Below are 26,984 nucleotides of genomic sequence, written 5' to 3'. Positions count from 1 at the left end.
GCTTGGGGGCCTGTCGCCGAGGCTTTGCGCGGCGTGGCGCAGGCCCTTCATGGTGCGACTTGATAAGAGGCCCCGGCATGCGCCGGGGCCTTCTTGAAAACCTACAACTCCTTTTTCATATGTTTCTCGATCGCCTCCAACGATTTCCCCTTGGTCTCCGGCAAACAAAAGAACACAAACAGCGCCGAGCCCACATTGATCGCCGCAAAGATAAAGAACGTCGTATTACCCAACGCCGCCAGGGTCAGCGGGAAGGCAAAGGCCACGGTGGCGTTGAAGATCCACTGCATCGACACGGCGGTGCCGGTCAGCAGGCCGCGCACTTGCATGGGGAACAGTTCGGACATCAACAGCCAGTACACCGGCGAGATGCACATTTGCATGAACAACAGGAACACCAGGATGCAGGCCAGCGCCGCGTAGCTTTGGGTCAAGTTGGCGGGCAGGAAGGTCAGGACGGCTCCCAGCGCCAACTGGGCCAGCACCACCACGACCAGTCCGCTCATCAGCAGGGTGCGGCGGCCGTAGCGGCCGATCGCCCAAATGCCCAGCAAGGTGGCAATCACCGAAACCACGCCGTTGCCAATGGTGGCGGTGAGGGCGGCGTTGGTACCCATGCCGGTGTTCTTGAGGATAATCGGCGTGTAGTACATGAAGGCATTGACCCCGGTGAACTGGGCAGTGAAGCCCAGGCCGATGCCGATCAGCAACAGTTTGATCACCCAGCCCTGGCGCAGCAACTCGCGCGCCGGAACACGCTGTTTCTTGGCTTGGGCGGCCTGGCTTTTCATCTCGTCGACTTCGCGCTGGGCTTCCTCCGGGCTGTCGCGCAGCCGCTCCAGCACATGGCGGGCTTCGTCGAAACGGCCCTTGTGGGCCAGCCAGCGGGGCGAGGCCGGAACGAAGAAGGTGCCCACCAGCAGCAACAGGCCGGGCACCGCCGCCACGGCCAGCATGTAGCGCCATACGCTGTCGCTGTGCAGCAGAGCGGCCATCAGGGCGCTGAGCACGTAGGCCAGCAACTGGCCGCTGACGATCATCAGTTCATTGCGACTCACCAGTGGCGCGCGGTGTTTGGGCCCGGCGATTTCGGCGATGAATACCGGCACCGTGGCCGAGCCGCCGCCCACGGCGATGCCGAGGATGAAGCGTGCCGCGATCATCAGCGGGATGGTCGGCGCGGTGGCCGTGCCGATAGCGCCGAGGATGAACAGCACCGAGAGCATGCGCAGCGTCAGGCGTCGGCCCAGGTGGTCGGAAAGAAAACCGCTGGCCAACGAGCCGAATGCGGCACCGACGATCAAGGCGGAGGTCACCATGCCTTCCGTGACAGCGGTCAGGCCCAGGCCACCTTGGTCGACGGGCAGCGTCATGAAGGGCAAGGCACCCGCAATGATCCCGGTGTCATAGCCAAAGGCGAGGGCGCCCATGGTGGCCACGAATACTGAAATCAGAATCAGGCGGCCGGGTGAGCGGTTTTTTGCGCCCCGTCCGAGCGGAGCGGCAGCAGCAATGGGAGATGGCATGAAGGGTAGATCCTATGGCGGAACGAAAAGAGCAGGCGCAGTCGCGGTTGCAGGAGGCGGCTGCGGGTTCGGCGCGCCCCCTGAGTGCGACCGATGGCTCTGGGACAGGGGGTTAGGGGGCTCGGCCGCGCACGAGTTCCATGACTAAGGCAAATTGCCATGTTATTTTTTATGCCACCGTTACAATTCCTTCTTCATGTGCTTCTCGATCGCTTCCAGCGACTTGCCCTTGGTCTCCGGCAGGCAGAAGAACACAAACAGTGCCGAGCAGACGTTGAGGACGGCAAAGATGAGGAATGTCGCATTGCCCATGGCCGCCAGGGTCAGGGGAAAGGCAAAAGCCACCAGGGCGTTGAATACCCACTGGATCGACACCGCCGTTCCGGTCAGCATCCCGCGCACCTGCATCGGAAACAGCTCGGACATCAGCAGCCAGTACACCGGCGAGATGCACATCTGCATGAACAGCAGGAACACCAGGATGCAGGCCAGTGCCGAATAACTCTGGGCCAGGCTCGACGGCATGAAAGTCAGGATCGCGCCCAGCGACAGTTGCGCCAGCACCACCACGCTCAAGCCCGTGATCAGCAAAGTGCGGCGGCCAAAACGATTAATGGCGCGGATGCCGAGCAAGGTGGCGATCACCGAGACCACGCCGTTGCCGATGGTCGCCGTGATGGCGGCGTTGGTGCCCATGCCGGTGTTCTTGAGGATGATCGGGGTGTAGTACATGAAGGCGTTGACCCCGGTGAACTGCAGAGTGAAGCCCAGGCCGATGCCGATCAGCAACAGTTTGATCACCCAGGCCTGGCGCAGCAGTTCGCGGGCCGGCACCTTCTGTTTCTTCGCTTGGGCGGCTTGGGTTTTCATGTCCTGGACTTCGCGCTCCGCTTCTTCAGGCGTGTCGCGCAGGCGCTCCAGTACTTCGCGGGCGTCGTCGAAGCGGCCTTTATGGGCCAGCCAACGGGGCGAGGCCGGGACGAAGAAAGTCCCCACCAACAGCAACAACCCCGGCACCGCCGCAATGGCCAGCATGTAGCGCCAGACGCTGTCGCTGTGCAGCAGGGCCGCCATCAGGGCACTCAACACGTAGGCCAGCAGCTGGCCGCTGACGATCATCAGCTCGTTGCGCGTGACCAATGGCGCCCGACGCTTGGGCCCGGCGATTTCGCCAATGAACACCGGCACCGTGGCCGAGCCGCCGCCCACGGCGATGCCGAGGATGAAACGTGCCACCACCATCAAGGGGATCGACGGCGCGGTCGCGGTACCAATGGCGCCGACCACCAGCAACAGGGACAGCAGGCGCAGGGTCAGGCGCCGACCGAAGTGGTCGGACAGAAAGCCACTGGCCAGGGAGCCGAACGCGGCGCCGATGATCAGCGCCGAGGTCACGGCGCCTTCGGTCACCGAAGTCAGTCCCAGGCCCCCTTGGGCGGCGGGCTGGGTCATGAAGGGCAGCGCACCGGAAATGATGCCGGTGTCGTAACCATAGGCAAGGGCGCCCATGGTCGCGACCAGCACGGAAATCATGATCAGGCGGCCGGGTGTGCTGTCGGTTGCGCCCTGGCCGGAGGAGGCGGCGGCGGTGGAAGATGGCATGGCGGACAGATCCTGTGCGGAGCGGGTTTGATCAGCGCGAACGCTCTGGGTTAAGGGTTTAGGGGCAGCGGTGAGCGACGAGTTCCGCGCCTGAGGCGAATTGTCACAGTGGCCGCTGAGCGTTCGTGAGGAAAAAAAGTACCGGTGTGATGGCAAACCAAGGGTAGTGGCCGAGGGTCTTAACCCAGTAAGGTGTCGCCTTTCGCGACTCGCGCAGACGCCGTACCGGCCGTGGCCGTGCGGCCAGACAAGGACCTCTTTTTATGCAATTACCCCGCGTGGTGGTGTTCGGTGAAGCCCTCACCGATATCGTTCAGGGCGAACCAGGCCATTGGCAGGGCTACCCCGGCGGCGCGCCGTGGAACGTCGCCCGAGGCTTGAGCCGCCTGGGCGTGAACAGCGCCTTTGCCGGTGCTATCAGCACCGATGGGCTGGGCGATGAACTGGCCCGCGAATCCGCCGCAGCAGGTTTGCCCGAAGCCTTCATTCAGCGGGTGGACGCCGACCCGCTGGTGGCCATCGTACCGTCGAAGTTTCCCCCCCGGTACTTCTTTGCCGGCGAGGCCGATTTGCGTTTCGATCCGGCCAGACTTCCGCACGGTTGGCTCGAAGCCGTCGAGCTCTGCCATTTCAGTTGCATCAGCCTGGCCCGCGAGCCTCTGGGCAGCGTCCTGCTGGAACAGGCACGCCAGGTCCGGGCGGCAGGCAAGCGGATCAGCTACGACCCTAACTGGCGTAACTTGATGAGCAGCCACTATCGCGAGCAGATGTTCCCCGAACTGGTGAAACTGGCCGACGAGATCAAGTTGTCCGACGAAGACTTGCGCCAGATCTACCCCGGCCTCACCGAACAGCAGGCCTTGCAGGCCCTGCGCGAGCTCAACCCGGCGGCGCTGATCCTGTTCACCCGCGGCGAACATGGCCTGGTGCTGTACACCCTCGATGCGATGTACGAGCAGCCGGCGATCAAGGTCGAGGTGCTCGACACCGTCGGCGCTGGCGACGCGTCCATGGCCGGCTGGCTGGCCTCCAGGTTTGTCGGCATCGAGGATTACCCGCAGCGGCTGCGGTTTGCGGCCGCCTGTGCGTCAGCGTCGTGCCGACGCGCCGGCGCCTACGCCGCGTCGATGGACGAAGTGCAGCAGATGTTGCAGGCCTGATACCCATGACGGCATTCCTTGAAGGAATACCGTCATGAAGCGATTGAATTTCTCTTGGCGTGGCGTGTCCTTCAGCATGTCCCTTCACATCCTGGAGAAAGCGCAATGAGCCAATCCCTGCGGCTGTATGTCGATAGTGTCTACACCAGCCCGTACGCGATGTCCGTCTTCGTGGCCCTGCGCGAAAAGCAACTGGACTTCACCCTGACCCCGCTGGACCTGGAAAAGGGCGAACAGCGGGCCGTTGACTACGGCACCCTGTCTCTGACCGGCCGGGTACCGACCTTGGTCCATGACGACTTCGCGCTGTCGGAATCGTCCGCCATCGTCGAGTACTTGGAGGATACATTCCCTTCCATCGCCCTGTTCCCGGCTGACCGCTATCCCCGTGCCCGCGCCCGTCAGCTGCAAGCCTGGCTGCGCAGCGACCTGGGCGTGCTGCGCGAGGAACGCTCGACCCTGGTGGTCTTCCATGGCCAGCCAGTTGCTCCGCTGACCGCGGGTGCCCAGGCTGCCGCCGACCGCCTGATCACTGCCGCGTCGAGCTTGCTGCCCGAAGGCACGGATTTCCTGTTTGGACAGTGGAGCATCGTCGATGTCGACCTGGCCTTGATGCTCAATCGGTTGATTCTCGCCGGCGACCCGGTGCCGGAGCGCTTGGTGGCATACGCACGCCGCCAATGGTTGCGCCCTGCGATTCAGGAGTGGCTGGAGCTGGCCAGGCCGGCAGCTTGATCGGTGATGCAGCCTGGCGAGAGTGGGAGCCTCATGACTTATCTCAATGAACCCGATAAATAGCACACGCTGAACATTTTGTTCGCTGCGGTGGTCTACTGCAGCGACTATGATATTTACGCCTAAACCTGCTCATGGAGATTCCAGCATGTCTGTAGCCAACGCCAAGCAAGAACTCAAGGCCGTATCCAGCGTCAAGGAAAAAGCAGAGAAGGGCGAAGACGCTCGTATCTCGAACCAGGCCGAGATCGGCAAGGAACTCGCGGTGCTCCTGTCCGACGTGTTCGCGCTGTACATCAAGACCAAAAATTACCACTGGCACATGAAAGGCTCGCACTTTCGCGACTATCACCTGCTCTTGGATGAGCAGGCGGCTCAGTTGTACGCCATCACCGACGTGATCGCCGAACGTGCACGCAAGATCGGCCAACCGACGGTGCGTTCGCTGGACCAGATGGTGCAGCTCAAGCGCCTGACCAGCAGCGACGCCACCGACCTCAGCGCCGAACAGATGCTGATCGAACTGCACGACGACAACCAGGCGCTGGCCGCGTACATGCGCACCACCCACACCGTCACCGACGACGCCAACGACATCTCCACCACCAGCCTGCTGGAAGAGTGGGTGGATCAGGCCGAGGAGCGTGCGTGGTTCCTGGGTCAGACCGTCGGTCAATGATGGCTGTCCGGTAGCATGAAAAAACCCGCCATTGCGCGGGTTTTTTCATGCCGGGTAAAAAGGTTCAGGCCTGCTGCAGGCTCGGCAGCGAGGCGAACCAGTAGCCGTTGCGCCCGCGCCGCTTGGCCTCGTACATGGCACCGTCGGCCTGATTGAGCACCGCGTCCGATGATAGGCTGGAACCTGCCGGGCTCAACGTAATGCCGATGCTGACCCCGATCCGCACACTCTGGCCTATCACGGTGAACGCCGTGGCGATGGTCTGGCACAGATCCTCGGCGATGCGCTGGGCGGTCTCCTTGCTGCTGATCCCTGCGGCCACCACGACAAATTCATCACCCGCCAGGCGGCCGATGAAGTCTTCCTTGCGCGTGGTGTTTTTCAAGCGCGCCGCCACTTGGCGCAACAGCTCGTCGCCGGCTTCATGCCCCTGGCTGTCGTTGACGGTCTTGAAGCCGTCCAGATCGAGGAAAAACAACGCGAACGCCGAGGCGAGCGGGGCGGCGGTCATCAAGTACAGGTGCTCATGCAGCGCCCGGCGGTTGGGCAGGTCGGTGAGCGGGTCGCGCATGGCCTTGTCATGCAGCATGCGTTCGATGTGGGTGCGCTCGGTGACGTCTTGGGACATGACAAAAAAACCGACCACCTCGCCGTTGCGCACTTCCGGGATATAGGTCGCGCACCAGATGCGCGCCTGGTCATTGCTGTAGCGCAGATGATCATGCACGGCCCGCTCGCCGGCCAGGGCCTTGTTGAAGTACGGCAGCAACTCGGCAAACAGCGCGGGCTCCAGTACCGAACTGAGTTTCTGGCCGCGCAGGGTGCTCGGGTCGATCCCGAACACTTGCCGATAAACGTCGTTGTTGAACAGATAGCGCAGATCACGATCGACCTGGGCGATCATCACTGGCAGGTTGTCGGTGATCACCTGCAAGGTCTCACGGCTGCGACTCAGCTGCTGGGTGCGTTCGCGAACCTTGTTTTCCAGCTCTTCCTGATGGCGCTCGATCAGCGCCTGATTGTGCTTGCGCTCGCTGATGTCCAGCACCACGGCAATGAAATGGTCCGGCTGGCGGGTCTCGGTGCGCACCAGCACCACGTAGATCTCCACCCACACCGGCGCGCCGTCTTTGTGCAGGTAGCGCTTTTCCAGGGTGTAGCGTTCGATGCGCCCGGCCAGCAGGTCCGCCACCAGTTGCAAATCTTCGGCGAGATCGTCCGGGTGGGTGATCTCGCCGAAGGTCTTGCTCATCAATTCTTCGGCGTCGTAGCCGACGATCTGACACAGCTTGGGATTCACCGCGATGAAGCGCCCATCCAGGCCCACCACCGCCTTGCCGGTCGGGGTTTGCTGGAAAATAGTGGCAAAACGCGTCTCGCTTAGCGCGCGGGCCTGGCGTTCGTCCTGCCAGACGCTGTGCAGGTCGCGGGTGACCGCGCGCTGCATCAATTCCTGCTGGACGATGGCCGCCATGTCGCGCAGGGCTGCCGCTGCAGTGGGTGACAGGTGACGTGGTCGCGAGTCGATGGCGCACAGGGTACCCAGCACCAGCCCGTCGTCGGAGCGCAAGGGCACGCCCGCGTAGAAGCGAATATGCAGGGGGCCGGTGACCAGCGGGTTGTCGAAAAAACGTGGGTCGGCGCTGGCGTCTTCCACCACCAGCACGTCAGGGACGTGCAAGGCATGGGCGCAGAAAGCCAGGTCGCGGGACGTTTCACACGCCTCCAGACCCACTTTGGACTTGAACCACTGGCGATTCTCATCCACCAGTGACACCAGGGCGATGGGCAGCTGAAGCATTTCGGCGACGACACGGGTCACCCGGTCGAAGACTTCTTCGGGCGGCGTGTCCAACACGTTCAGCCGCCGTAGCAAACGCAGCCGCGCTTGTTCGTTGGCGGGAGGGGGCGCGATCAGCATGTCGAAATCCTGCTCCAGTGGGGCAGCGGCCGGCGAAGTAGCGCCACTGCCAGTGGCTCTGCCCCGATTCTACGACCGCTGTACAACTATTTGTATCAATTTATTGACCGCTCAAACTGCCCAGACGACGTGACAGCGCCTGCATGCCCTGGCTGAGTTCGCTGAGGCTGCTGGCATCCCGAGCGCCATCTTCGCTGGCGGCGTGGATCCGTACCGCCAACTCGTTGATCTCTTGGGTGACATGGCTCTGCTCCTGGGCCGCCACGGCAATCTGCTGGGTGCGCTGAACGATGTCGTCAAAGCCGGACACCGTGCTGCCCAGGGAAGTGGCCAGCAGGTCAGCCTTCTCCACCACCGTGCGGGTGCGGTCTTGCCCGGCGACCATGGTGTTGACGGCGTTGACCGAGGCCTGGCGCAGTTCGCCGATCATGTCCTGGATCTGATCGGCCGAAGCCTGTGTGCGCCCGGCCAGGGTGCGTACCTCGTCGGCCACCACCGCGAAACCGCGCCCCTGTTCGCCGGCCCGAGCGGCCTCGATGGCGGCGTTGAGGGCCAGCAGGTTGGTCTGTGCGGAAATCGACTTGATCACATCCAGCACGCCGCTGACCCCTTCGATGTCCTGGCCCAGGCTGGTGATGGCCTTGGCCACGCTGCCGATGTCGCCGCTGAGGGAGACGATGGCCTGGCTGTTTTCTTCCATGTGCGTCTGGCTGGCGCGCACCGTGGTCAGGGAATCCTGCGCGGTGCTGGAACAGTCGCCGGTGGTGTTGGCCACTTCCTGGGCGCTGGAGGACATCTGCGTGACCGCCGTGGCCAGCAGGGTGTTGTCCTGGCGTTGAGATTCGGCGCGGTCGGCCATGACCACCGACAGCCGGGCCACGTCGTCGGCCTGGCGCAGCAGTTGCCCGGACTCGTCGCGAATGGTGCGCAGCATCTGCCGCAGGCTCCCGGCGTAGTGGTTCACTGCAGCGCGCAACAGGCCGATCTCGTCGCCCCGCACGATGTCCAGTTCAGCGGCGCCGAGGCCACCCTGTGCGCCAAGGCTGGTGATTTGGGTCGTGGTTTCGTCGATCTGCTTGAGCAGCGAACGCCCGGCCAACCAGGCGAGGCCGAAAATGACCAGCAAGATCGGCAGCAGCGTGGTGAGAATGTCCACGGTCAGGCCGGTGGCGATGGCGGTCATGCGCGCCTTGGGCGTGACCAGGCCGATGACCCAGCCGCTGGCCGGAATACGCGTCAGGCTGACGTAGCCCGCCGAGCCCAGCCGCGGGTCGCTGTTGATGGGGTAGGTGTGGGCGTCCAGTTGGCCGCCTTTGCGCCATTGCGCGACGCTGTCGAACCAGGGCAAGGCGCTGATCAGGCCGGCTTCGTCGGCAGCAGTCGGAGGAGTGCCTGCCGGGAAGTAGAGGACTTTGCCCGAGGCATCCAGCGCGAAGGCATAGCCGCCGGTGACGTTGCCGTTGGCCTTGAGGAAGTCGGCCAGCCCGGTGAGGGTCAGGTCGATGGTGGCCACACCGGCAAAGCTGTTGTTGCGGGTGTAAGGCACGGTGCAGGTGGTCATCAGGATCTTGCTGACCGGATCTTCATAGGCGTCCGACCAGCCACAGTGGCCCGGGGTCGAACGCTTGCCCTGGGCGTACCAGTCGGCCGCCTGATAGGCGTCGGTCTGCGGGCTGTTGTATTCCTCGGAGTAGCTCAGGGTGTTCTGGCTGCGTGCCCAGTAGAAACTGCGGCGCTCCACGCCCTGGGTGAAGGCGTTGGGTTCGGGCCACAGGCCGCCCCCCGCGATCGCCGTATCGCCCTGGGAATCGATGATCCGCGAGAGCGTGCTCTTGACCAGTTCCGGGTCGGCCGGCAGCGTGGCGCCCAGATCAGCCATGGCCGCCACCCGGCCTTCGATCTCCGACAGTTTGATGGTCAACTGGCGGGCAATGGCCGAGGCCGACTGCTGGGCGGCCTGGGTGTTTGATTCGATCAGCCGGGGCTCGCCACTGACCACCATCACGGTGTAAATGGACGCCGCAGTCACCAGCACGATAGCGGCCATCGCGAGGCTGAAGCGGGACATGATTTTTACGGGCAGCAGGGCCATGACTGTCTCCTTTTGCAAAGGTCGAAGCCGGCACCTGAGCGGCGGCTGAAAGCACATCAATGGTGCTGTATCGGCCGGCGTTGACCGCTCATGAGAAAGGATTGAAATAAAAGTGAAACGATTCATCTGGTCAGGTAGTCTGAACCGGGCAAGCGGTGGTGGCTCAATGCCATACCGGCGCCGACGCGCGGCGCAGCGGTTTTATCAAGCAACCCGTCGGCGAGCCGATAACCCGCCCAGAGGCCCAATAACTCTTTTCGAGTCGCCCTTTTCTTCGAGCATGCGTAATGACCCCTCTTTCGGCCGATGACCGCAGCCAGGTGCTGCACGACGCCACTGAACAGTTCTGGAAACACGTGCGGCCGATCGTGCAGATCGCCTTCGCCATTCATATCCTGCTGTTTGGTGCGTTTGCCGCGCTGCACATCCGCCCGCTGCTGATCGGCAACCTGGTGAGCATCCTCACCTATTGGGTGTGCCTGATAGCGGTGCGCCGGCGGCGGTTCCACCTGGCCTGCCACCTGATGTGCTGGGAAATCGTCACGCACGCAGCGTTGGCCACCTGGGTGCTGGGGTGGAACTGCAATTTTTATTTCTACATGTTCTGCATCGTGCCGATTCTGGCGTTCACCTTCCAGAACGCCCCTGTTCAGCGGTTGTCTCTGAGTGTGGCGATCATCACAGTCGTCACTGGCGGTTACGTCGGACGCCGAATGATGGGCCTCGAGTACCCTCTGGCCCCTGCGCTGCTGGATGCGTTCGGTCTCGGCAATGCCATGCTGGGGACGTTACTGCTGATGCAGACCACCAAGTTTTCCGTGCGCTACACCCGTTCCATGCACTACCACCTGTTCCAGCGGGCCAACCGCGACAGCCTGACCAACCTCTACACCCGTCGGCGCATCCTGCAGCGCATTCCGCAACTGGCACCGGGGCGGCCGCTAGCGGTGTTGATGCTCGACATCGACCATTTCAAACGGGTCAACGACACTCATGGCCATGACCAGGGCGACCGTGTTCTGCAGCGGGTGGCCCAAGTGATCGGCGACAGCGTGCGGCTTACCGACATGGCCTCGCGCTGGGGTGGCGAGGAGTTCATGGTGCTGATGCCTGATACCTCTCTGGAGGAAGCCCGGCAAGTGGCCGAACGTATCCAGGTACGGCTGCGCGACACCGCCGCGGCAGGCGAGTTGCAGGTCACGGCGACCTTCGCCATCGCCCAGATGAGGCTGGGCGAGGACTTTCTCGAAGGGCTCAAACGCACCGACCAGGCGTTGTACCTGGGCAAGCAGCAAGGGCGGGACCGGATCATGGTGGCGGCTTGATCAGACCAGATAGCGATTGAACCACTCCACTGTCCGGTCCCACGCCAACTGCGCTGCCGCTTCGTCGTAACGCGGCGTCGAATCGTTGTGAAAGCCGTGGTTCACCCCCGGGTAGATGTACGCCTGGTACAGCTTGCCGTCCGCGTTCAAGGCTTTCTCGTAGGCCGGCCAGCCATCGGTGATGCCCTTGTCCAGCTCGGCGTAATGCAGCAGCAGCGGGGCCTTGATCCGCGCCACGTCTTCGGCTTTGGGCTGGCGGCCATAGAAGGGGACGGCGGCGGCCAGTTCCGGATAGGCAACGGCGGCGGCATTGGCCACGCCGCCGCCATAGCAGAAACCGGTGATGCCGACCTTGCCGACGTCGGGTTGTTTCATCAGCCATTCTATGCCGGCGAAGAAGTCGTTCATCAATTTGGTCGGGTCGACCTTTTCCTGCAGGGCCTTGCCCTTGTCGTCATTGCCCGGGTAGCCGCCCACCGAGGTCAGGCCATCGGGGGCCAGGGCGATGAAACCGGCCTTGGCCACCCGCCGGGCGACGTCCTCGATGTACGGGTTGAGCCCGCGATTTTCGTGCACCACCAACACGGCGGCAGTCTTCGCCCCAGCCTTGGCCGGGCGCACCCGGTAGCCACGCACCGTGCCGTTGCCCGCAGGCGACGGGTAGGTGATGTACTCGGCGACAATGTCCGGGTCGGTAAACGGCACCTGCTCGGCCAGCGCATAGTTGGGGCTCAGGGCGGCCAGCAGTGCCGGCGCGCTGAGCCCCATGACGGCAAACGCCGCCGCCCGATCGAGAAAGGCCCGGCGGTCAATCTTGCCGTGCGCGTAGTAGTCGTAGAGTTCCAGCAGTTCCTGGGGGAAATCCTTGGCAGTCAGACGGGCCATTATGTGCTCCTGTTTGATAATCGAGGTGGCTTGATTAAAGCAGCGATTGCCGATCAGAGGGTGGCCAGGGCGGCCAGCAAGGCCGGTGGCATCACCAGCACGCCCAGCTTGAGAAAGGTCCAGGCGCTGACCTGCTCGCCTTCACGGCGCACGGCAATCAACCACAGCACCGTGGCCAGGGAACCGGTGATGGACAGATTGGGCCCCAGGTCCACCGCCACCACCAGCGCCCGAGTGGTCTGTTCGGGCACGGTGGCCAACTGGCCCACGGAGCCGGCAATCAGTCCCGCCGGCAGGTTGTTGACCAGGTTGCAGGCCAGCGCCACCAGCACACCGACACCCCAGGTGGCCTGGCCGGGTGCTACGTGCGTCCAGTGTTCCAGCGCCTTCGCCAACTCCCCGACCACCCCGGTCAAGGCCAGCGCTTGCACCAGCACGAACAGCCCTGCCACCAGCGGTAATACCCCCCAGGACACACCCTTGAACACCGGCCACGGCGCGCGCCGTTGCTGCGCATGCACCAGCACCACAGTGGCCAGACCGGCCAGGCAGGTCGGCTGCCCCAACGGGCGATCCAGGGCCGAGGTCACCAGCAACACGACCGCCGTGACCGCGATGCCCATGGCGGTGAGCCGCGCTCCGGTGGCCAGTGGCGGTTGTTCGGCGACCTGGGCCAGCGCTTGGCGCAGGTGCTGGCGCTGGGTCAGGCGCAACAGTGCATAGGTCAGTGCAATTGCGGCCAGCGAGGGCAGGCCGAACTGCGCGAGCCATTGCAGCAACGGCGGCATGTGCCGACCGAAAATCACCAGGTTGGCGGGGTTGGAAATCGGCAACACGAAGCTCGCGGCATTGGCGATGAAGGCGCAGATGAACAGATAGGGCAGCGGGTCGGCCTTGGCCGCGCGCGTCGCGGCATACACCGCCGGGGTCAGCACCACCGCAGTGGCGTCGTTGGACAGGAACACCGTCACTAGCGTCCCCACCCCGAACACCAGGTCGAACAGCCGCTGGGCAGACCCTCGTGCATAACGCGCCGCGAGGGTCGCCAGCCAGTCGAACAGCCCCTCGCGCCGGGCCAGCTCGGCCAGCAGCATCATGCCGATCAGAAACAGGTACACGTCATCGCCCTTGGCCACGGCGCCGAGGGCTGCCGCCCAGGGCACCAGGCCAGTCACCACCAGCAACAGCGCACCGCCCAGCGCCCAGACGTATTCCGGTACGCGCCAGGGACGCAGGATGACGCCGGCGGTAGCCAAGGCAGCGATGCACCAGGTAGTCAGCGGTAACGGCATGGTCAGTCTCGGTCGAGGGTTTTTCAGGTTCGGGCAGCCACAGCAACAGGGCTCAAGGTGTCGGCATGATGAGCGTCAGTCCGGCTTTTATCGCGTTTGGTTCCGCTGGCGATGCACCATCGTTTCCGGCCTTCGAGGTGCCTTCAGGGTGCTTTCAAGGTAAAGCCGAACAGTGTCTCGCCGCGCCGCCCGGTCTGGGCCAGCAGCGTGCCGCCGTGGGCCTGGACAATGGACGCACAGATTGCCAGACCCATGCCCATGCCGCTGGGCTTGGTGGTGTAAAACGCCTTGAATATTTCGCCCTGATCCTTGGGTGCGATACCAGGACCGCTGTCTTCGACCAGTACCAGCACGCCGCCGGGGATCGTCTGAGCGTGCACGTGCAGTCGACGCTCGGAGGGCGGCAGGATCTGCAGGGCATCGGCGGCATTGTTGACCAGGTTGAGAATCACTTGCTGCAACTGCACGGCATCGGCCGGCAGCGGCGCCAGAGGGGCAAGGGCGAGCTCGACGGTGATGTGCCGGTCGGCCAGCTCCGCACGGGTCAGTGCAATGACGTGCCTGACTACCTCATCCACCCGCACCGGCTTGCGGTCCGGCGGTGCCTGGCGGGCCAAAGCGCGCAGGGCCGTGACGATGTCGGCGGCGCGCTGGCTTTGCCCGACGATGTCGCGCAGGCCGACCATGGCTTCCTGGACCGCAGGCTGCGACCGGTCGAGCCAACGCAGGCTGGCGCTGGCATTGCTGAGGATCGAGGCCAGGGGCTGGTTGATCTCATGGGCGATGGACGCCGCCAACTCGCCCAGCACGGTAGCCTGGCTGATGCGTGCCAATTCGGCCCGGGCACTGCGCAGGGAGGCTTCGGTGCGTTGGCGTTCGGTGATATCGAAGATCACCCCGAGGTAGCCTTGCGCTTCATCCGGCTCACCCAGCGCTTCGAGATAGTGCACCTCGCCGTCGGCCGCCAGCACGCGAAATTCCAGGCGGAACGCGCTCAAGGTACGGCTGGCGGTTTGCAGGGTCTGGTCGAAACGGGCGCGGTCATCCGGGTGCACATGGCCGGCCAGCTCAAGGCGCCGCGCCGGCCCGGCCGGCGCCTGATGAGGCGACAGGCGCAGCTCGGCGAACAGCTCTGGCGACCAGAACGAGCGGTCCAGCGAGGGCTTCCAGGTGAACGAGCCATGGCGGCTGACCGCTTTGCCGATCGCCAGCAACGCCCGTGACGTGCGCAATGTCGACTCGCTGACGCGTCGCCGACGGTTTTCTTCCAGGAGGTCACTGTAGAGGCGCGCGGTGGTGATGGAGATCGCCGCCTGGGCGGCCAGCACTTCGAGTACATCGACCCGCGCCGCGCTGAACACGCCCTGGGCCAAGGGATTGTCCAGGTAAAGCGCGCCGATCACCTCGTTTTGCTTGAGCAGCGGCACGCACAGCCGCGAGCCGTCCAGTGGCCGTTGCAGGTAGGGGTCGTCGGCAAAGCGATCGAGGCTGTGGGGGCCATCGATCAGCAGCGACTGGCGGCTGCGCATGGCGCTGCGCACCAGGCTCAGGGGCAGCTCATCGGGCCGGGCCACATGCCCGCTCAAGGTCACCTCCACGCCTTCGGGCGTCGCCCGGCCACAGGCTTCGATCCGCAGTTCTCCTGCCTGGGTCAGCAGCAGGGCGGCATGGCTGGCGCCGGCATGGATCAGGGTATTGGTCAGCAGCGTCTTGATCAGACTGTCCAGCTCGATTTCTCGGGACAGCGCCTGGCAGGCCTTGGTGATCGACAGTTGATCGAGTTGCTGCTGGCCCCCCGGTAATTCGATGGAGGCCCGCGTGGTCAGCGGCTGTTCCTGGAGGAAGGGGTGTGCGGCTTCCATCTGTTCGGCCAGCGCCACGGCGCCCCAGCGTCGCCAGGCATCGCGGGCATGGCGTTGGTGCGCGCGGGTCGACACCTCCAGACCCAGGTGCTGATGGCAGCGGCTGGCGAGCTCGTGGGCCAGGCCCTGAATGTGCACGGCGCCACAGGCCCTGGCCTTGGCGACGGCCTGGTCATAGCGCACCAGCGCTTGCAGGAAGCAGCCCTGGGCGCGCAGCACTTCGGCTTCGGCGAGGTCCAGGCGGTCCCCAAAGACCTTGGGGTTGAGCGCGCTCAGGTAGCGCAGACGCTGGAGTGGACGCTGCAACGTCAGGTCTGCGGCGGCACTGCCGTCATGCAGCGCCGCGGCATTGAGCAGGGAAAACAGCGCCAGGTCGATGTGGTGGATATGCGCCGGGGTCACCCAGCACAGCGCCCAGGCCTGGTCCATGTGCCTGCCGGCCTCGACAAAATGGCCCTCCAGATAGAAGAACAGGCCCTCGAACAGGTGCCACCAGAACGGCGAGCGCCCCGTGGTGCAGTGGGCCATGCGCGCGGCCATTTGTGCCCGGTCGGGAATCGCCGTGGCGCCACTGGGGGTGCCTGCCAGGCGGCGGATATACAGGGCCTGGGTGAAGAGGATGTTCTGCGAGTCGACGAACTCCAGGTTGCGTGCCATGCCCAGGCCCAGGTCGATCTGCCGCAGGATGCGTTCGATGGGCGCACCGATCACCAGCAGGTCGGAGACGATGTGGTTGTTGGCGTAGCAGCCCATGCTCGGCATGTCCCGCGCCTGGCTGTCGCGCAGGGCCTGGTCGGCGTAGCCGAGGGCATAGGGCAGCGGCCGCAGCCACACGCTCAATTGGCTGTGGGCCAGCAGTACCGGCGCGCGATGGTTGTGGTAGTTGTGCTGCTCCACCAGGTGCAGGGCCAGCTGGGTCCAGGCAAAGCCTTCGGCGTGGGCGTCACGGCGATGGGCATTGGCCACGCCGAACCAGGCCAGGTTCTCCGCGCCGAGGGCGCACACACCATGGCGCACGGTCAGGCGCACCAGATGACAGAGCAACATGAACATGAGCTCGGGATGCAGGAACGAACCTGGTAACACGGCGCACGCCAGTAACTGGATCAGCCCGGCCACCTGTGGGTCATCCAGCAGTGGCAGGTCGCGCAGAGCGTCGATGGAGCTTCCCTCCAGCGCCTGTTGCAGCTGTTGCCAGGCCTGTTCGGCCTGAGCGTCGTCGGGGCGGGCCGACAGGTGCAGGTCGAGGTTGGCCAGGCCGTCGAGGGCCGCGTCCACCGCCCCGGCATAGTCGCCGGCCAAGGCCAGGCACTCGCATTTGAGCACGTACAGCGACGACAGCGCCCAGGGTGCCTGGGCCTGCTGAAGCAGGCGGGCGATGTGTTGGTCGGCACGCCGGTAGTCGGCGTTGAGAATCAGGCACTGGGCGCGCAGAAACGCCAGATCGTAGTGACTCTCCCGCGCTGCAACGCTGTGGTCTGTAATCAGCAGTTGTTCGGCACAGGCCAGGTACTCCAGGGCGAAGGGTGCGGCAGCCGCTTCCTTGGCGCGCCGGGCGGCGAGGATCAGCACTTCCACGAAGCGCTGACGCCAGGGTGCGCAGACACCGTCGGCCTCGGTCTTGAGAATGTGCACGGCCAGGCGAAATAGCCGTTCGGAACTGGGCGCGGGGCCCAGTGCCGCCACCAGCCGCGAAGCAATCAAGGCATGCTCGGCGCGGGCGTCGCTCACCGAAACGAGTCCGTGGGCGGTCTCGCGCACGTGGTCATGGCTGAACACCAGGTTGGCATGCTCGACACGGATCAACCCGGCGCGCAGGGCCGGGTCCAGATGGAGGTCGAGGCCGCTGGGCGCCAGGCCGGTGGCCGCGGCCAGCTCATCTTTGGGGACTTGCTGGCCCAGCAGCGCGATGCTGTGCAGCAGTTGCCGGGTGGGCTCGGGCAGACGCGCCATGCGCGTGGCCATCAGACCGACGATGTCCAGCGATGGTGACAGCGGGGCCAGGCTGGGCGGCCCGGGCTGCTCACGGATGACGTGCAGGGCCTGGGTCACGAACAGCGGGTTGCCGCCGCCGCGCTCGTGCAGGTGTTCGGCTACGGCCCGAGCCCGGGCGCCTGTCAGGCTGAGGGCGGCGTCGACCATGGCGCGGGTGTCGGCCAGCGACAACGGGGCCAGGGTCAGCTCGGTGAAGGGCACCTGCAGGCTTTGACCATGGGCGATCAATCGCTCCAGCGCGGGTGGGTGCGCCGGGCTGTCGTTACGGTAGGCCACCAGCAACAGGAGGTGGTTGAAGTCTTCGCTGCGCAGCTCCCTGAGCACCGCCAGGCTCTCATCGTCCAGCCGGTGAGCGTTGTCGAAGAACAGCACCAGCGGATGCTCCGGGCCATTGAGCGCACGCAGTGCACGCAGAAACAGATTGATCAGGCGCAGGCGCGCATCGCCGCCTGGAGGTTCGTTGCCGGGCGGCAGCGGCCCGGTCAGCCATTCCAGCTCCGGGACCCATTGGGCGAGCAGGTGCGCATGGGGTGCGGTGGCCGCCAGCAGACGCTCGCGCCAATGAGCCAGTCGCTCAGTCTCAAGGCCCAGCAGGCGGACCAGCAAGGCGCCCAACGCGCCGGCCAGCGCTGCATAGGGGGTGTTTTGCTGGAACTGGCCGCTGGCGAACAGGACCGTGCCGCCGGCCAACTCGCGACGCAGGCGACGCACCAGCGTGGTCTTGCCCATCCCGGCCGGTGCCCCCAGCAGCAGCACCCCGCCGGGTTGTTGCTGGCTCAGACGCTGGCCAGCCTCCAGCAGCGGCGCGAGTGCAGCCAGCCGCCCCGGCAGCGTGGCGGTGCCCGCCGCTGTGTTCGTGACGTTGGTGGTTTCCCCCAGCGACGGCATCAGGTGCCCGAACTCGATCCATTCGGCCAGGGCCAGACGCAGCTGCGCGGCCAGCAGCGCGGCACCGGGCAAGCGCTCGTCGGGGCTCTTGGCCATGAGCCGCTCCAGCAGGTCCTGCAGCGCCACGGGCAAGCCGCTGCGCCATACCGACAGGCTTGGCAAGGGCACCGCCACATGCTGATGCAGCCAGGCCACCGGGTCGTTGGCCCAGAACGGCAGGCGGCCGGTGAGCAGCTCGTAGAAGCTGACCCCCAGTGAGTACAGATCGCTGCGGGTGTCGGCGCGCTGGTCCAGCCAGCCGCCTTGTTCCGGCGACATGTAGGGCAGGCTGCCGCGAATACCCTGAGTGTCCCCGGCGGGTGTCAGGCGATGGCGGGCGAGGGCGAAACCGCTCAGGCGTATCTGCTCGTCCGGCCCCAGGATCAGGTGGGTCGGCTTGATGTCGCCGTGCACGATCCCCTCTTCGTGGGCCTTGGCCAGCGCGCTCGCCGCGCCGATGGCCAAGCGTAGAAAGCGCTCGACTGACAACTTGCCATCGGCGAAGGTCGACAGCGGGCGGCCGCCGTCATCGTCCAGCACGGTAATCGGGCCTTCAGGGGTGTGCAACTGAGCGATGGGCATCACCGCCCAGTCGCTGCGCAAGTGCGCGGCCAGGCTCCATTCGCGCTCCAGCCGCCGGAAGTCGGCGTCGCTGGCGTCCGAACGCGGCCGCACGATCAGCCAGGCGCGGCTGGCCATGGGCGAACGCACGCGCCAGCGCACCAGGCCACCGTCTTCATCCAGCATCGACCAATGCAGGCCGCGCAACCAATGCTCGTCAAAACCCTGACCCTGAAGACCAAGAGTGCTCAGGTCGTCAATCGGCGGTGTGGGCAGCTTCGAGGTCATGAACATTCCCTTGGGAGGGGCATCGTCAACCCCACGGAGGACAATCATAGGAGTGGCCGGGCGCAAAGATAAAGCGCATGAACACCGGCGCCAGGAGGCCTGCGGCGGCCGCGCAGCACACGTGGACCAAGCTCGCCGACGGCGGCAGTGAATACAGGGCTGTGGAGGAATTTATAGCCCTCTTGTGCTTTTTTGGAAAATCGCCACGTGACCCATGGATTAGCACAAGCATGCAATGCACCGAGCGAGGCCGGCCTTAATGTGGGCCGCTCCACCCCGTGCCATTGCCGCCAGAGAGTGTTCGCACCGTGTCCGACTCGACGCTGACTGCCACCCGCTTTGTTTCCGATCGCACACGCCTGGCGTTGGCGCTGTTGGCCATGCGCCTGTGCGTGTCGTTGATGTTATTGAAGATTCACGGCCTGCCCAAGGCACTGCACTGGCACGAACAGCTGGCGCTGATCGAAGACCCGTTCCACCTCGGCGCGCCGCTGACCCTGGGGCTTTCGGTGGCGGTGGAAGTGCTGTGCCCGCTGCTGATCATTGCCGGTGTCTTCACCCGCCTGGCCAGCCTGGCGATCATCGGGCTGCTGCTGGTGGCACTGGTGGTGGTGCACCCGGAGTGGACGCTGGAGCAAGGGCAGTTCGGATGGTTGTATGTGATTGTGTTCGGGTTTTTGGCGATTGCCGGGCCGGGGGAGTGGCGGTGCCGTTCGTGACCCCGCATGCCCCCCTGAACCCTCAACTCGCGTAACTATAATCCCCCCCCACCTTCACCGCCGCCTGATACGCCGACCGTGCCTGAAACCGCCCAACCCACGACTCCACATGCGGATACGGCCCCAACAACCCCTGCTTGCGCGCGATTTCGCCGATGAAGCTCATCTGGATATCGGCACCGCTGAGCTCATCCCCCAACAGGAAGTCCACCTGGCTCAACGCCTGGTTCAGGTAACCCAGGTAATTGGCCAGTTCGCTCTGGATGCGCGGTTGCAGCGGTGCGCCGGCCTCGCCCAGGCGGCTGACGTAGAGGTTGAGCATCAGCGGCAGCATGGCCGAGCCTTCGGCGAAGTGCAGCCATTGCACGTATTCGTCATAGGTGGCAGTGGCTGGGTCCGGTTGTAGACGGCCGTCGCCGTGGCGGCGGATCAGGTAGTCGATGATCGCGCCCGACTCGATCAGGGTGTGCGGGCCGTCCTGAATCACCGGCGATTTGCCCAGTGGGTTGATCGCCTTGAGTTCAGGCGGCGCCAGCTGGGTCTTGGGGTCGCGCTGGTAGCGCTTGAGTTCGTAGGGCACATCCAGCTCTTCGAGCAGCCAGAGGATGCGCTGGGAACGGGAGTTGTTCAGGTGGTGAACGGTGATCATGCGCAAGGGGCCTGTGCAGGTGTCTGGGAACGTCTCAGTTCACTAGACGCCAGCAAGGCCCGAGAGTGCCTCAAATTTTCCAGCGCGCCGATGTCTGCGCCAGACACTCTTGCAGCGCCGCGACATTTTTTACCAGCTCCAGGGTCAGGAGGCGGTAGCCCACCAGCTCCGCCGGGATGACTTCGGCCTGCGGCGCGAGTTCGATACTGCGTTCAAGGCGTTGGGTCGCGCCGCCCTTGAGGGCCCGCGCCATGCCCAGCAGCTGCCGGGAAACTTGCCGATGTTCGCTGGCCAGCAGGGTTTGCAGGTGCCCCATGGCCTGAGCGTCGCTGCCGTTGGGGCGCAGGTTGCCGAGCAGTTCCAGGGTGCTCAGGCACAAGCGGAAGTGGCCCTGGATGGCCTCGAGCTCGGTGACCGAGATGCGCACTTCCTTGGACACCGAGGGCATCAGCGAACGCAGCTGCAGCATGGTCGCGTTCAGCTTGCCCATGAGCTTGTGATGCTCGTCGGCGCTGACCGCATCGCCGCGGATGATGCGCTTGTAGACATGGGCGCAGCCGCGCAGGCCGTCGGCCAGGTTGTAGCGCCAGGAGTACACCGCGTACAGCGGCAGGGCGAAGGAAAACGCCAGGGCCAGGACAATGCCGATGAGGATGTCCACCGTGCGCCACAGCCCGTCGCTCAAGGGGTTGTCGCCATGGCCGGCGACGATGAACAAAGTGATCGCCGAGAGCAGCGCGGTGTAGCCTCCCTTGCCGATGGCATGGTAGGCGAAGAAGCCGCAGGCCACCGACATCAGCAGGTAGGTCAACAGCGGCATGCCGAGGTAATCCTGCTGGGCCACCACCGCCAGCCCCAACCCGGCACCGATCAGGGTGCCGTAGGCGCGCTCCACGGATTTCTTGCCGATGTTGCCGTGGTGCTGCAAACCGCCGATGACAATCAGCAAGGTCACCGAGGCCCATTCGCCGTGGGGCAGATGGATACCGGTGGTCAGGAGGATCGACACCAGCAGGCCGACCACCACCCGCACGGCGTGAATCAACCGGGCATGACGGAAGCGGCGATAGGGATCGAAGAGGGGGCGCAGCAAGCGGCGCAGCCAGATACCGAGAATGGAGCTCAACGCGTGGGGCATGGGGTCAGATGCTGTGAGGGGTCGAGCGCGGCAGTCTAGCAAAGGTTTGAAACGAAGCGACCGGTACTGCGTCTACTGATCTCTTCCCTAGAAACATTTTGCAATGAAATTACCCACTCGTTCCGCCCGTGCCGACCTGCTCACCCAGCTGCGCAATGAAAAAATGGCCCGCTCCGCCCATGCCTATGTGCGCGGCAGCACGGTGCAATTTTACGAATGGCTTCACAGTCAGCGCGGCCGCCGTCTGCCCCATGGGCCGGCGGTGTGGATCTGCGGTGATTGCCATGCCGGCAACCTGGGGCCTACCGGTGACCTCAAGGGGCGTATCGACATGCAGATTCGCGATCTGGACCAGAGCGTGATCGGCAACCCGGTGCATGATCTGGTCCGCCTGGCACTGTCCCTGGCTACGGCGGCGCGGGGCTCGGACCTGCCCGGGGTCACCACCGCGCGCATGCTTGAAGAAATGATGCGCGGCTATCAGCAAGCGTTCCGCCATCGTCCCGGGGAGGAGCTGGAGCGTCCGCCACAGGTGGCCTCGGGGATGCGCGCAGCGGTCAAACGCACCTGGAAGCACCTGGCCCGCGAGCGCATCGACAATGCGCGGCCGACCATTCCACAAGGCAAGAGCTTCTGGCCCTTGGCGCGGGATGAAAAATCGGCCATCGCGACCTTGTGCGCCACGCCGGCCCTGCACCGTCTTGTCACTTCGCTCAAGGGCCGCCCGGATGATGCTCAGGTGCAGTTGCTGGATGCGGCCTACTGGGTCAAGGGTTGCAGCTCGCTGGGCCTGCTGCGTTATGCCGTGCTGTTGGGGGTGGGGGATGAAAAGGAGCAGGACTATTGCCTGATCGATGTCAAGCAGGCTGTTGCCGCAGCGGCCCCCCGTGCACCTCGCGCGTCCATGCCTCGGGACAATGCGAAGCGGGTGGTGGAGGGCGCGCGGCATCTGTCCCCGAGCCTCGGGGACCGCATGCAGGCCACGCGTTTTCTCGAACAAGGGGTGTTTATCCGCGAGCTGCTGCCCCAGGACATGAAACTGGACATCGACAACTTGAGCCAGGCCGATGCCATGGCCGCCGCGGCGTACCTGGCCCAGGTGGTCGGCCGTGCCCACGCGCGGCAGATGGACGCCGCCACCCGCAAAAGCTGGCTGGCCGAGTTGCAGCTCAACCGCTCCGACAACCTCCAGGCCCCGTCGTGGCTGTGGACCAGCGTGGTGCAATTGGTGGGCAGCCATGAACAGGGCTATCTGGAGCATTGCCGGCGCTGGGCGCTGGGGCGCTGACCCCAGCAAACACCAGCTCACTTGTAGGACCGGGCAAGCTCGATCCTACAAATGAGCCTGGGCGGCATGGGGAGGGTGGCGACCGTTGATGGCAGACGCCAGCTGGGCCTCGGCCACCTCCAGCGCATCACGAGGCTCATCCAGGTCGCGGTTGAGGGTTTCCGGCATCTTGAACGTGGTGTACAGGGTGATCAGCGTCAGCCCGGCCAGGTAGCAGGCAATCGGCAGCCAGGCGTCGAGCCCGGCACGGGCCTCACCCTCGTGGCCGAGCACCACCAGGGCGATGATCCCGGCACCGATCATCGGAGCGATGCCGCCGGCGATAACCGCCGAGGCTTCCCGGGCAATGGAGACGCCCATGTAGCGATGGCGCGAGCCGAACAGTTCCGGCATCAACGAGGCCTGGGTGCCGAACATGCCCCAGGTGCCGACGCCCAAAGCGATGGAAATGGCAATGATGCTGGCCACCACGTTGCCCTGGCTCAAGGTCCACCACACCGGGAAGGCCAGGACCAGTTGCAGCAGGGCAAAGAAGCGGTACACCTTGACCCGGCCAAAGCGGTCACTGATGCGGCCGGCCAGCGGCGTGATGATGGCGCCGACACTGGCGGCGCAGATCAGCGTCAGCACTCCCACCGGGCCCTTGAGCCCCACCACGTTGACGATGTAGCTGACGGCCAGCGCCTGATAGATCGACGAACCGCCGTTCTCTGCCAGGCGCAGACCGACGCCGATCAGCAAGGTTTTTTTCGAGTGAGTAAACGCGCTTTTCAGCGGGTTGGCGGTTTCGCGCTTCAGCGCCTTGAGGCGGATGAAGGTAGGTGACTCTTTCAAGCGCAGGCGCATCCACAGGCCCACCCCGACAATGACCACACTGATGAAGAACGGCACGCGCCACAGCCAGGTTTCCGTCACGTGGGGGTTGCCGCTGACCACGAAGAAATACACCAGCGCAGCGAGGATGGTGCCCAGCTGAATGCCGAGGAACGGCAGAGCGGCGAAGAAACCGCGTCGGCCCTTGGGCGCGTACTCGGTCATCATCACGGCCGCGCCAGCTTGCTCGGCCCCAGCCCCCAGGCCTTGCAGCAGTCGCAGCACGACCAGCAGGGTGGGTGCCAGGTAGCCGACGTCATGGAAGGTGGGGAGTGCCCCGATCAGGGTGCTGGACACACCCATCAGCAGCACGGTGGCCGAAAGCACGAACTTGCGGCCGATGCGGTCGCCGATCATGCCGAACAGCACGCCGCCCAAGGGGCGCACGGCGAAACCCAGGAAGTAAGTGCCGAAGCTGGCAATCAGCGCCATGGTGCGGGTCTGTTCGGGGAAGAACAGCGGGCCGAAGATCAATGCCGAGGCCAGGCTGTAGAGGGCAAAGTCATAGTATTCCAGGGCGCTGCCCAGGGAGCAGGCCCAGGCGGCGCGTTTCAGGTCGCTGCTGCTGACGGTGTCATCGGTCATGGTGCGGTCCTCAAGGCGCGCTTGGGCGCGTCTTCTTGTGAGTGGTCAAAGTGGGAGAGCTCAGAGGTTCAAACGTTCGATCTCGGCCAGCATCGCGCGCTCCATCACCTCGATGGGCGCGTCGTGGCCGGTGTACAACTCGATCTGTCGACAGGCCTGATGCACCAGCATCCGCGTACCGGCCACCGTGGTACAGCCCAGGGCTTGGGCTTGACGCAGGAGTGCTGTGCGCACCGGCATGAAGGCCACGTCCATTACCACCAGGTGCGCGGACAGTTGGCCATCCAGCGGGTTGACGTCCGGCTGCTTGAAGCCCGCCGAGGTGGCGTTGATCACCACGTCGAAATCCTGCGCCGCGAAGGCCGACAGATCGCCGCCAAAGCGTACGCCGAGGTCGGCCGCCAGGGCGCGTCCGCGTTCGGCCGAGCGGTTGAACACCGTGACCTGGGCGCCTGCGCCCGCGCAACCGTAGACCACGGCCCGCGCTGCGCCACCGGCGCCGATCACGGCGATGCGCTGGCCGCTGAGCCGTCGCACCTCCTGCAAGGCGCGCACGGCGCCCAGGTAATCGGTGTTATAGCCAGTGAGCTGGCCGTCGACGTTGTTGATGGTGTTGACCGCGCCAATGGCCTGGGCCGACGGGTCGATTGCATCGAGGAATGGCATCACCGCCTGCTTGTAGGGCATGGACACGTTCATGCCGCGCACGCCGAGGGTGCGGATGGCTTGCACCGCTGCTTCGGGATCATCGACGCCGAAGCACACGAAGGTGTAGTCCAGGCTCAACTCGGCGTAGGCGGCGTTGTGGATCTTCGCACTGAGTGAAAACGGCGAACCCATGATCGAACCACAAAGAACGGGGAGGGAAGCGGGCATGTGCAAGTCCTTGTTCAAGAGTCAGACGACGCTGGTCAAACCACCGTCGACATAAAGCATCTGGCCGTTGACGAAGTCGGCGGCCCGCGAGGCGAGGAACACCGCCGCGCCGCACAGCTCTTCGACTTTGCCCCAGCGCCCGGCGGGGGTGCGCTGGCACAGCCAGCGAGAAAATTCGGCGTCCTGCACCAGCGCCCGATTCAGCTCGGTCTGAAAATAGCCGGGGGCCAGGCCGTTGATCTGCAGGCCATGGCGGGCCCAGTCGGCGCACATGCCACGGGTCAGCATGCGCACGGCGCCCTTGCTGGCAGCGTAGGGGGCAATGGTGGGGCGGGCCAATTCGCTCTGCACCGAACCGATGTTGATAATCTTGCCGCGCCCGCGGCCGATCATGTGCCGGGCCACGGCCTGAGACACGTTGAACACGCCGTCCAGGTTGGTGCGCATCAGGCGCTGCCAGTCTTGCGGGGTAAATTCCTCGAGGGTGGCGCGGTGCTGGATGCCGGCGTTGTTGACGAGGATGTCGATGGCGCCGAGCTCCTGTTCCACGGCCGCGATGGCGCTGGCCACTTCGCTGTGCTCGGCGACGTCGAAGACGCTGCAGTCGGCGCGGATGCCTTCGGCCCGCAGGGTGGCGCAAACGTCTTCGGCGGCGGCGCGGTGGCGGCCGTTGATGATGACCGACGCGCCGGCGGTGGCCAGGCCTCGGGCCAGCGTCAGGCCGATACCGCGCACGGAGCCGGTGATCAGAGCCCGCTGGCCGTCGAGGCGAAATGGATCGGGATGTGGCTGCATGGCGCCCTCCGCGTTTGTTGTTCTGTCTGTCGATCAGTTCAGCGCGGTTGACGGCGGAGCGCCAATCGTATGTGCTGATAGGGTGATCACGGATTATGATCACCCTGGGATTTTCAGAGGAGTGCCCTTGGAACTCAAGCACCTGCGCGCCTTCGTGGCCTTGGCCGAGGAGTTGCATTTCAGCCGGGCGGCTTTGCGCCTGCACATCGTTCAGCCGGCCCTCAGTGCGCAGATCCGCGCGCTGGAGGAAAGCGTCGGGGCGCGGCTGTTCGAGCGTGACCGCCATCACGTGGCCTTGACGGACGAGGGCCGGCTGATGCTGCCTGAAGCGCTGGCCACCCTGCGTCAGGCCGCGCGCACCCGCGAGGTGGTCAAGCGCGCCCACGAAGGCGAGATCGGCGTGGTTCGGGTGGCGTTCGTCTCTTCGGTGCTGCCGCGGCTGTTGCCGGCCTTGCTGCGGGCCATGCACGCGCAATTGCCGGGCATCGAGCTGGAACTCAAGGACCTGCCATCGCCCCTGCAGGCCCGCGCGTTGTTGGACAACTCACTGGATTTCGGCCTGGTGCGCCTGCCCCTCAGTCTACCCGGCCTGCACACCCGGCGCCTGTTCGACGAGGGCTTGGTGGTGGCCTTGCCCAGCAGCGATCCCTTGTGCGCCGCCGAGCGGATCGAGCCTGCGCAATTGGTCGCGCGCGAGGTGTTCGTGCTGGCGCGCAAGTTTGCCCCCTGCTTGCATGACCTGATGCTGGTGGCGTTTCACCAAGGCGGCGCGCAGTTGCAGTGGGCCAGGGAGCTGGGGGAGTTCACCACCATGCTGGCGCTGGTGGCATCGGGGCAAGGGATTGGCCTGGTGCCGGCCCAGGCCGCAGCGGTGTTGCCGCCGGGGGTGGTGGTGCGGCCCCTGGCGCTGGAACTGCCGGGTGCGGGGATCGGGGTGGCGTGGGGGGAACTGGATACGGCGTGCAAGCGAGCGTTTTTTCGAGTGTTGGAGGGGGTGTCTCTTCAGGGGCCATGACGGGCTTATCCGGCATCTCCAGGGTGGCCGAAGGCCCCTTCCGCTTTTACAGCGACTCCCTTTTGGAAAGACCGGAGTGCCGGCGCAGCCAAAAGGAAGTAAAAGGTCTCCGCACCCGTATTGGCCCTACGCTGCGCTCCGGGTAGCCAGAGCAACAGCCAGAGCAACAGCGCCGCCGCGACCTCAGCCACGATCC

General features: G+C 64.9%; 20 protein-coding genes. 7 read left to right on the top strand and 13 right to left on the bottom strand.

Going from position 1 to position 26,984, the window contains the following annotated elements; all coding sequences use genetic code 11:
- Positions 1-101: 101 nt before the first annotated feature.
- Both HB675_RS18850 and HB675_RS18845 read right to left on the bottom strand, forming a co-directional pair.
- Positions 102-1,526, bottom strand: a complete 1,425-nt coding sequence (locus tag HB675_RS18850) for a sugar porter family MFS transporter (protein WP_213880310.1) — start codon at positions 1,524-1,526, stop codon at positions 102-104.
- A gap of 180 nt (positions 1,527-1,706) precedes the next feature.
- Positions 1,707-3,284: a sugar porter family MFS transporter gene (locus HB675_RS18845; RefSeq protein ID WP_256737608.1), complete on the bottom strand. Its 1,578-nt coding sequence runs from the start codon at positions 3,282-3,284 to the stop codon at positions 1,707-1,709.
- A gap of 107 nt (positions 3,285-3,391) precedes the next feature.
- On the opposite strand from HB675_RS18845, the gene HB675_RS18840 reads away from it, so the two are divergent.
- The 3 genes from HB675_RS18840 to HB675_RS18830 all read left to right on the top strand — a co-directional run bounded on the left by HB675_RS18840 (position 3,392) and on the right by HB675_RS18830 (position 5,702).
- A complete protein-coding gene (locus HB675_RS18840) occupies positions 3,392-4,288 on the top strand; it encodes a carbohydrate kinase (RefSeq protein WP_213880306.1) in 897 nt (298 codons plus the stop codon).
- 105 nt (positions 4,289-4,393) lie between these two features.
- Positions 4,394-5,023 carry a glutathione transferase gene (gene yfcF, locus HB675_RS18835; RefSeq protein WP_213880304.1) on the top strand — a complete coding sequence of 210 codons (630 nt, stop codon included), beginning with the start codon at positions 4,394-4,396 and terminating at the stop codon, positions 5,021-5,023.
- A gap of 148 nt (positions 5,024-5,171) precedes the next feature.
- Positions 5,172-5,702: a DNA starvation/stationary phase protection protein gene (locus HB675_RS18830; protein WP_213880303.1), complete on the top strand. Its 531-nt coding sequence runs from the start codon at positions 5,172-5,174 to the stop codon at positions 5,700-5,702.
- A gap of 64 nt (positions 5,703-5,766) precedes the next feature.
- Here the strand turns inward: HB675_RS18830 and HB675_RS18825 are convergent, their stop codons facing one another.
- Together HB675_RS18825 and HB675_RS25990 are read right to left on the bottom strand one after the other, a co-directional pair.
- Positions 5,767-7,623 carry a PAS domain S-box protein gene (locus HB675_RS18825; RefSeq protein ID WP_213880301.1) on the bottom strand — a complete coding sequence of 619 codons (1,857 nt, stop codon included), beginning with the start codon at positions 7,621-7,623 and terminating at the stop codon, positions 5,767-5,769.
- Between the two features lie 100 nt (positions 7,624-7,723).
- Positions 7,724-8,323 carry a methyl-accepting chemotaxis protein gene (locus HB675_RS25990; RefSeq protein ID WP_256737615.1) on the bottom strand — a complete coding sequence of 200 codons (600 nt, stop codon included), beginning with the start codon at positions 8,321-8,323 and terminating at the stop codon, positions 7,724-7,726.
- Positions 8,324-10,002: 1,679 nt separating this feature from the next.
- On the opposite strand from HB675_RS25990, the gene HB675_RS18815 reads away from it, so the two are divergent.
- Positions 10,003-11,040, top strand: a complete 1,038-nt coding sequence (locus HB675_RS18815; protein ID WP_213880299.1) for a diguanylate cyclase — start codon at positions 10,003-10,005, stop codon at positions 11,038-11,040.
- On the opposite strand, the gene yghX is transcribed toward HB675_RS18815, so the two are convergent.
- The 3 genes from yghX to HB675_RS26095 all read right to left on the bottom strand — a co-directional run bounded on the left by yghX (position 11,041) and on the right by HB675_RS26095 (position 18,850).
- Positions 11,041-11,925: a YghX family hydrolase gene (gene yghX / locus HB675_RS18810; protein WP_213880298.1), complete on the bottom strand. Its 885-nt coding sequence runs from the start codon at positions 11,923-11,925 to the stop codon at positions 11,041-11,043.
- Positions 11,926-11,978: 53 nt separating this feature from the next.
- Positions 11,979-13,217, bottom strand: coding sequence for an arsenic transporter (locus HB675_RS18805; RefSeq protein ID WP_213880296.1), 1,239 nt, complete (start codon positions 13,215-13,217; stop codon positions 11,979-11,981).
- Positions 13,218-13,360: 143 nt separating this feature from the next.
- Positions 13,361-18,850 carry an ATP-binding sensor histidine kinase gene (locus tag HB675_RS26095; RefSeq protein ID WP_213880295.1) on the bottom strand — a complete coding sequence of 1,830 codons (5,490 nt, stop codon included), beginning with the start codon at positions 18,848-18,850 and terminating at the stop codon, positions 13,361-13,363.
- A 380-nt stretch (positions 18,851-19,230) separates the two neighbouring features.
- On the opposite strand from HB675_RS26095, the gene HB675_RS18795 reads away from it, so the two are divergent.
- Positions 19,231-19,569: a DoxX family protein gene (locus HB675_RS18795; protein ID WP_213880511.1), complete on the top strand. Its 339-nt coding sequence runs from the start codon at positions 19,231-19,233 to the stop codon at positions 19,567-19,569.
- Positions 19,570-19,591: 22 nt separating this feature from the next.
- Here HB675_RS18795 and HB675_RS18790 read toward each other — a convergent pair whose 3' ends face one another.
- A complete protein-coding gene (locus HB675_RS18790; protein WP_213880293.1) occupies positions 19,592-20,218 on the bottom strand; it encodes a glutathione S-transferase in 627 nt (208 codons plus the stop codon).
- 70 nt (positions 20,219-20,288) lie between these two features.
- On the bottom strand, positions 20,289-21,356 hold the full coding sequence (locus HB675_RS18785; protein WP_213880291.1) for an FUSC family protein: 1,068 nt from the start codon (positions 21,354-21,356) through the stop codon (positions 20,289-20,291).
- Positions 21,357-21,459: 103 nt separating this feature from the next.
- Between HB675_RS18785 and HB675_RS18780 the strand changes: the two genes are divergently transcribed.
- Positions 21,460-22,644: a DUF2252 family protein gene (locus tag HB675_RS18780; RefSeq protein WP_213880289.1), complete on the top strand. Its 1,185-nt coding sequence runs from the start codon at positions 21,460-21,462 to the stop codon at positions 22,642-22,644.
- Positions 22,645-22,689: 45 nt separating this feature from the next.
- On the opposite strand, the gene HB675_RS18775 is transcribed toward HB675_RS18780, so the two are convergent.
- The 3 genes from HB675_RS18775 to HB675_RS18765 are packed head-to-tail and all read right to left on the bottom strand — an operon-like array spanning position 22,690 to position 25,773.
- Complete coding sequence (locus tag HB675_RS18775; protein WP_213880287.1) at positions 22,690-24,102, bottom strand: MFS transporter; 1,413 nt, start codon at positions 24,100-24,102, stop codon at positions 22,690-22,692.
- A 60-nt stretch (positions 24,103-24,162) separates the two neighbouring features.
- Complete coding sequence (gene aroE / locus HB675_RS18770) at positions 24,163-24,978, bottom strand: shikimate dehydrogenase (protein WP_213880285.1); 816 nt, start codon at positions 24,976-24,978, stop codon at positions 24,163-24,165.
- A 21-nt stretch (positions 24,979-24,999) separates the two neighbouring features.
- Positions 25,000-25,773, bottom strand: a complete 774-nt coding sequence (locus HB675_RS18765) for an SDR family NAD(P)-dependent oxidoreductase (RefSeq protein ID WP_213880283.1) — start codon at positions 25,771-25,773, stop codon at positions 25,000-25,002.
- 127 nt (positions 25,774-25,900) lie between these two features.
- Between HB675_RS18765 and HB675_RS18760 the strand changes: the two genes are divergently transcribed.
- Complete coding sequence (locus tag HB675_RS18760) at positions 25,901-26,788, top strand: LysR substrate-binding domain-containing protein (protein WP_213880281.1); 888 nt, start codon at positions 25,901-25,903, stop codon at positions 26,786-26,788.
- 5 nt (positions 26,789-26,793) lie between these two features.
- Here HB675_RS18760 and HB675_RS18755 read toward each other — a convergent pair.
- A partial coding sequence (locus HB675_RS18755) for a hypothetical protein (protein WP_213880279.1) occupies positions 26,794-26,984 on the bottom strand: 191 nt, incomplete at its 5' end.

The organism is Pseudomonas sp. dw_358, from assembly GCF_018449655.1.
Classification (GTDB): Bacteria; Pseudomonadota; Gammaproteobacteria; order Pseudomonadales; family Pseudomonadaceae; genus Aquipseudomonas.
This window is presented reverse-complemented; position numbering and strand designations above follow the sequence as displayed.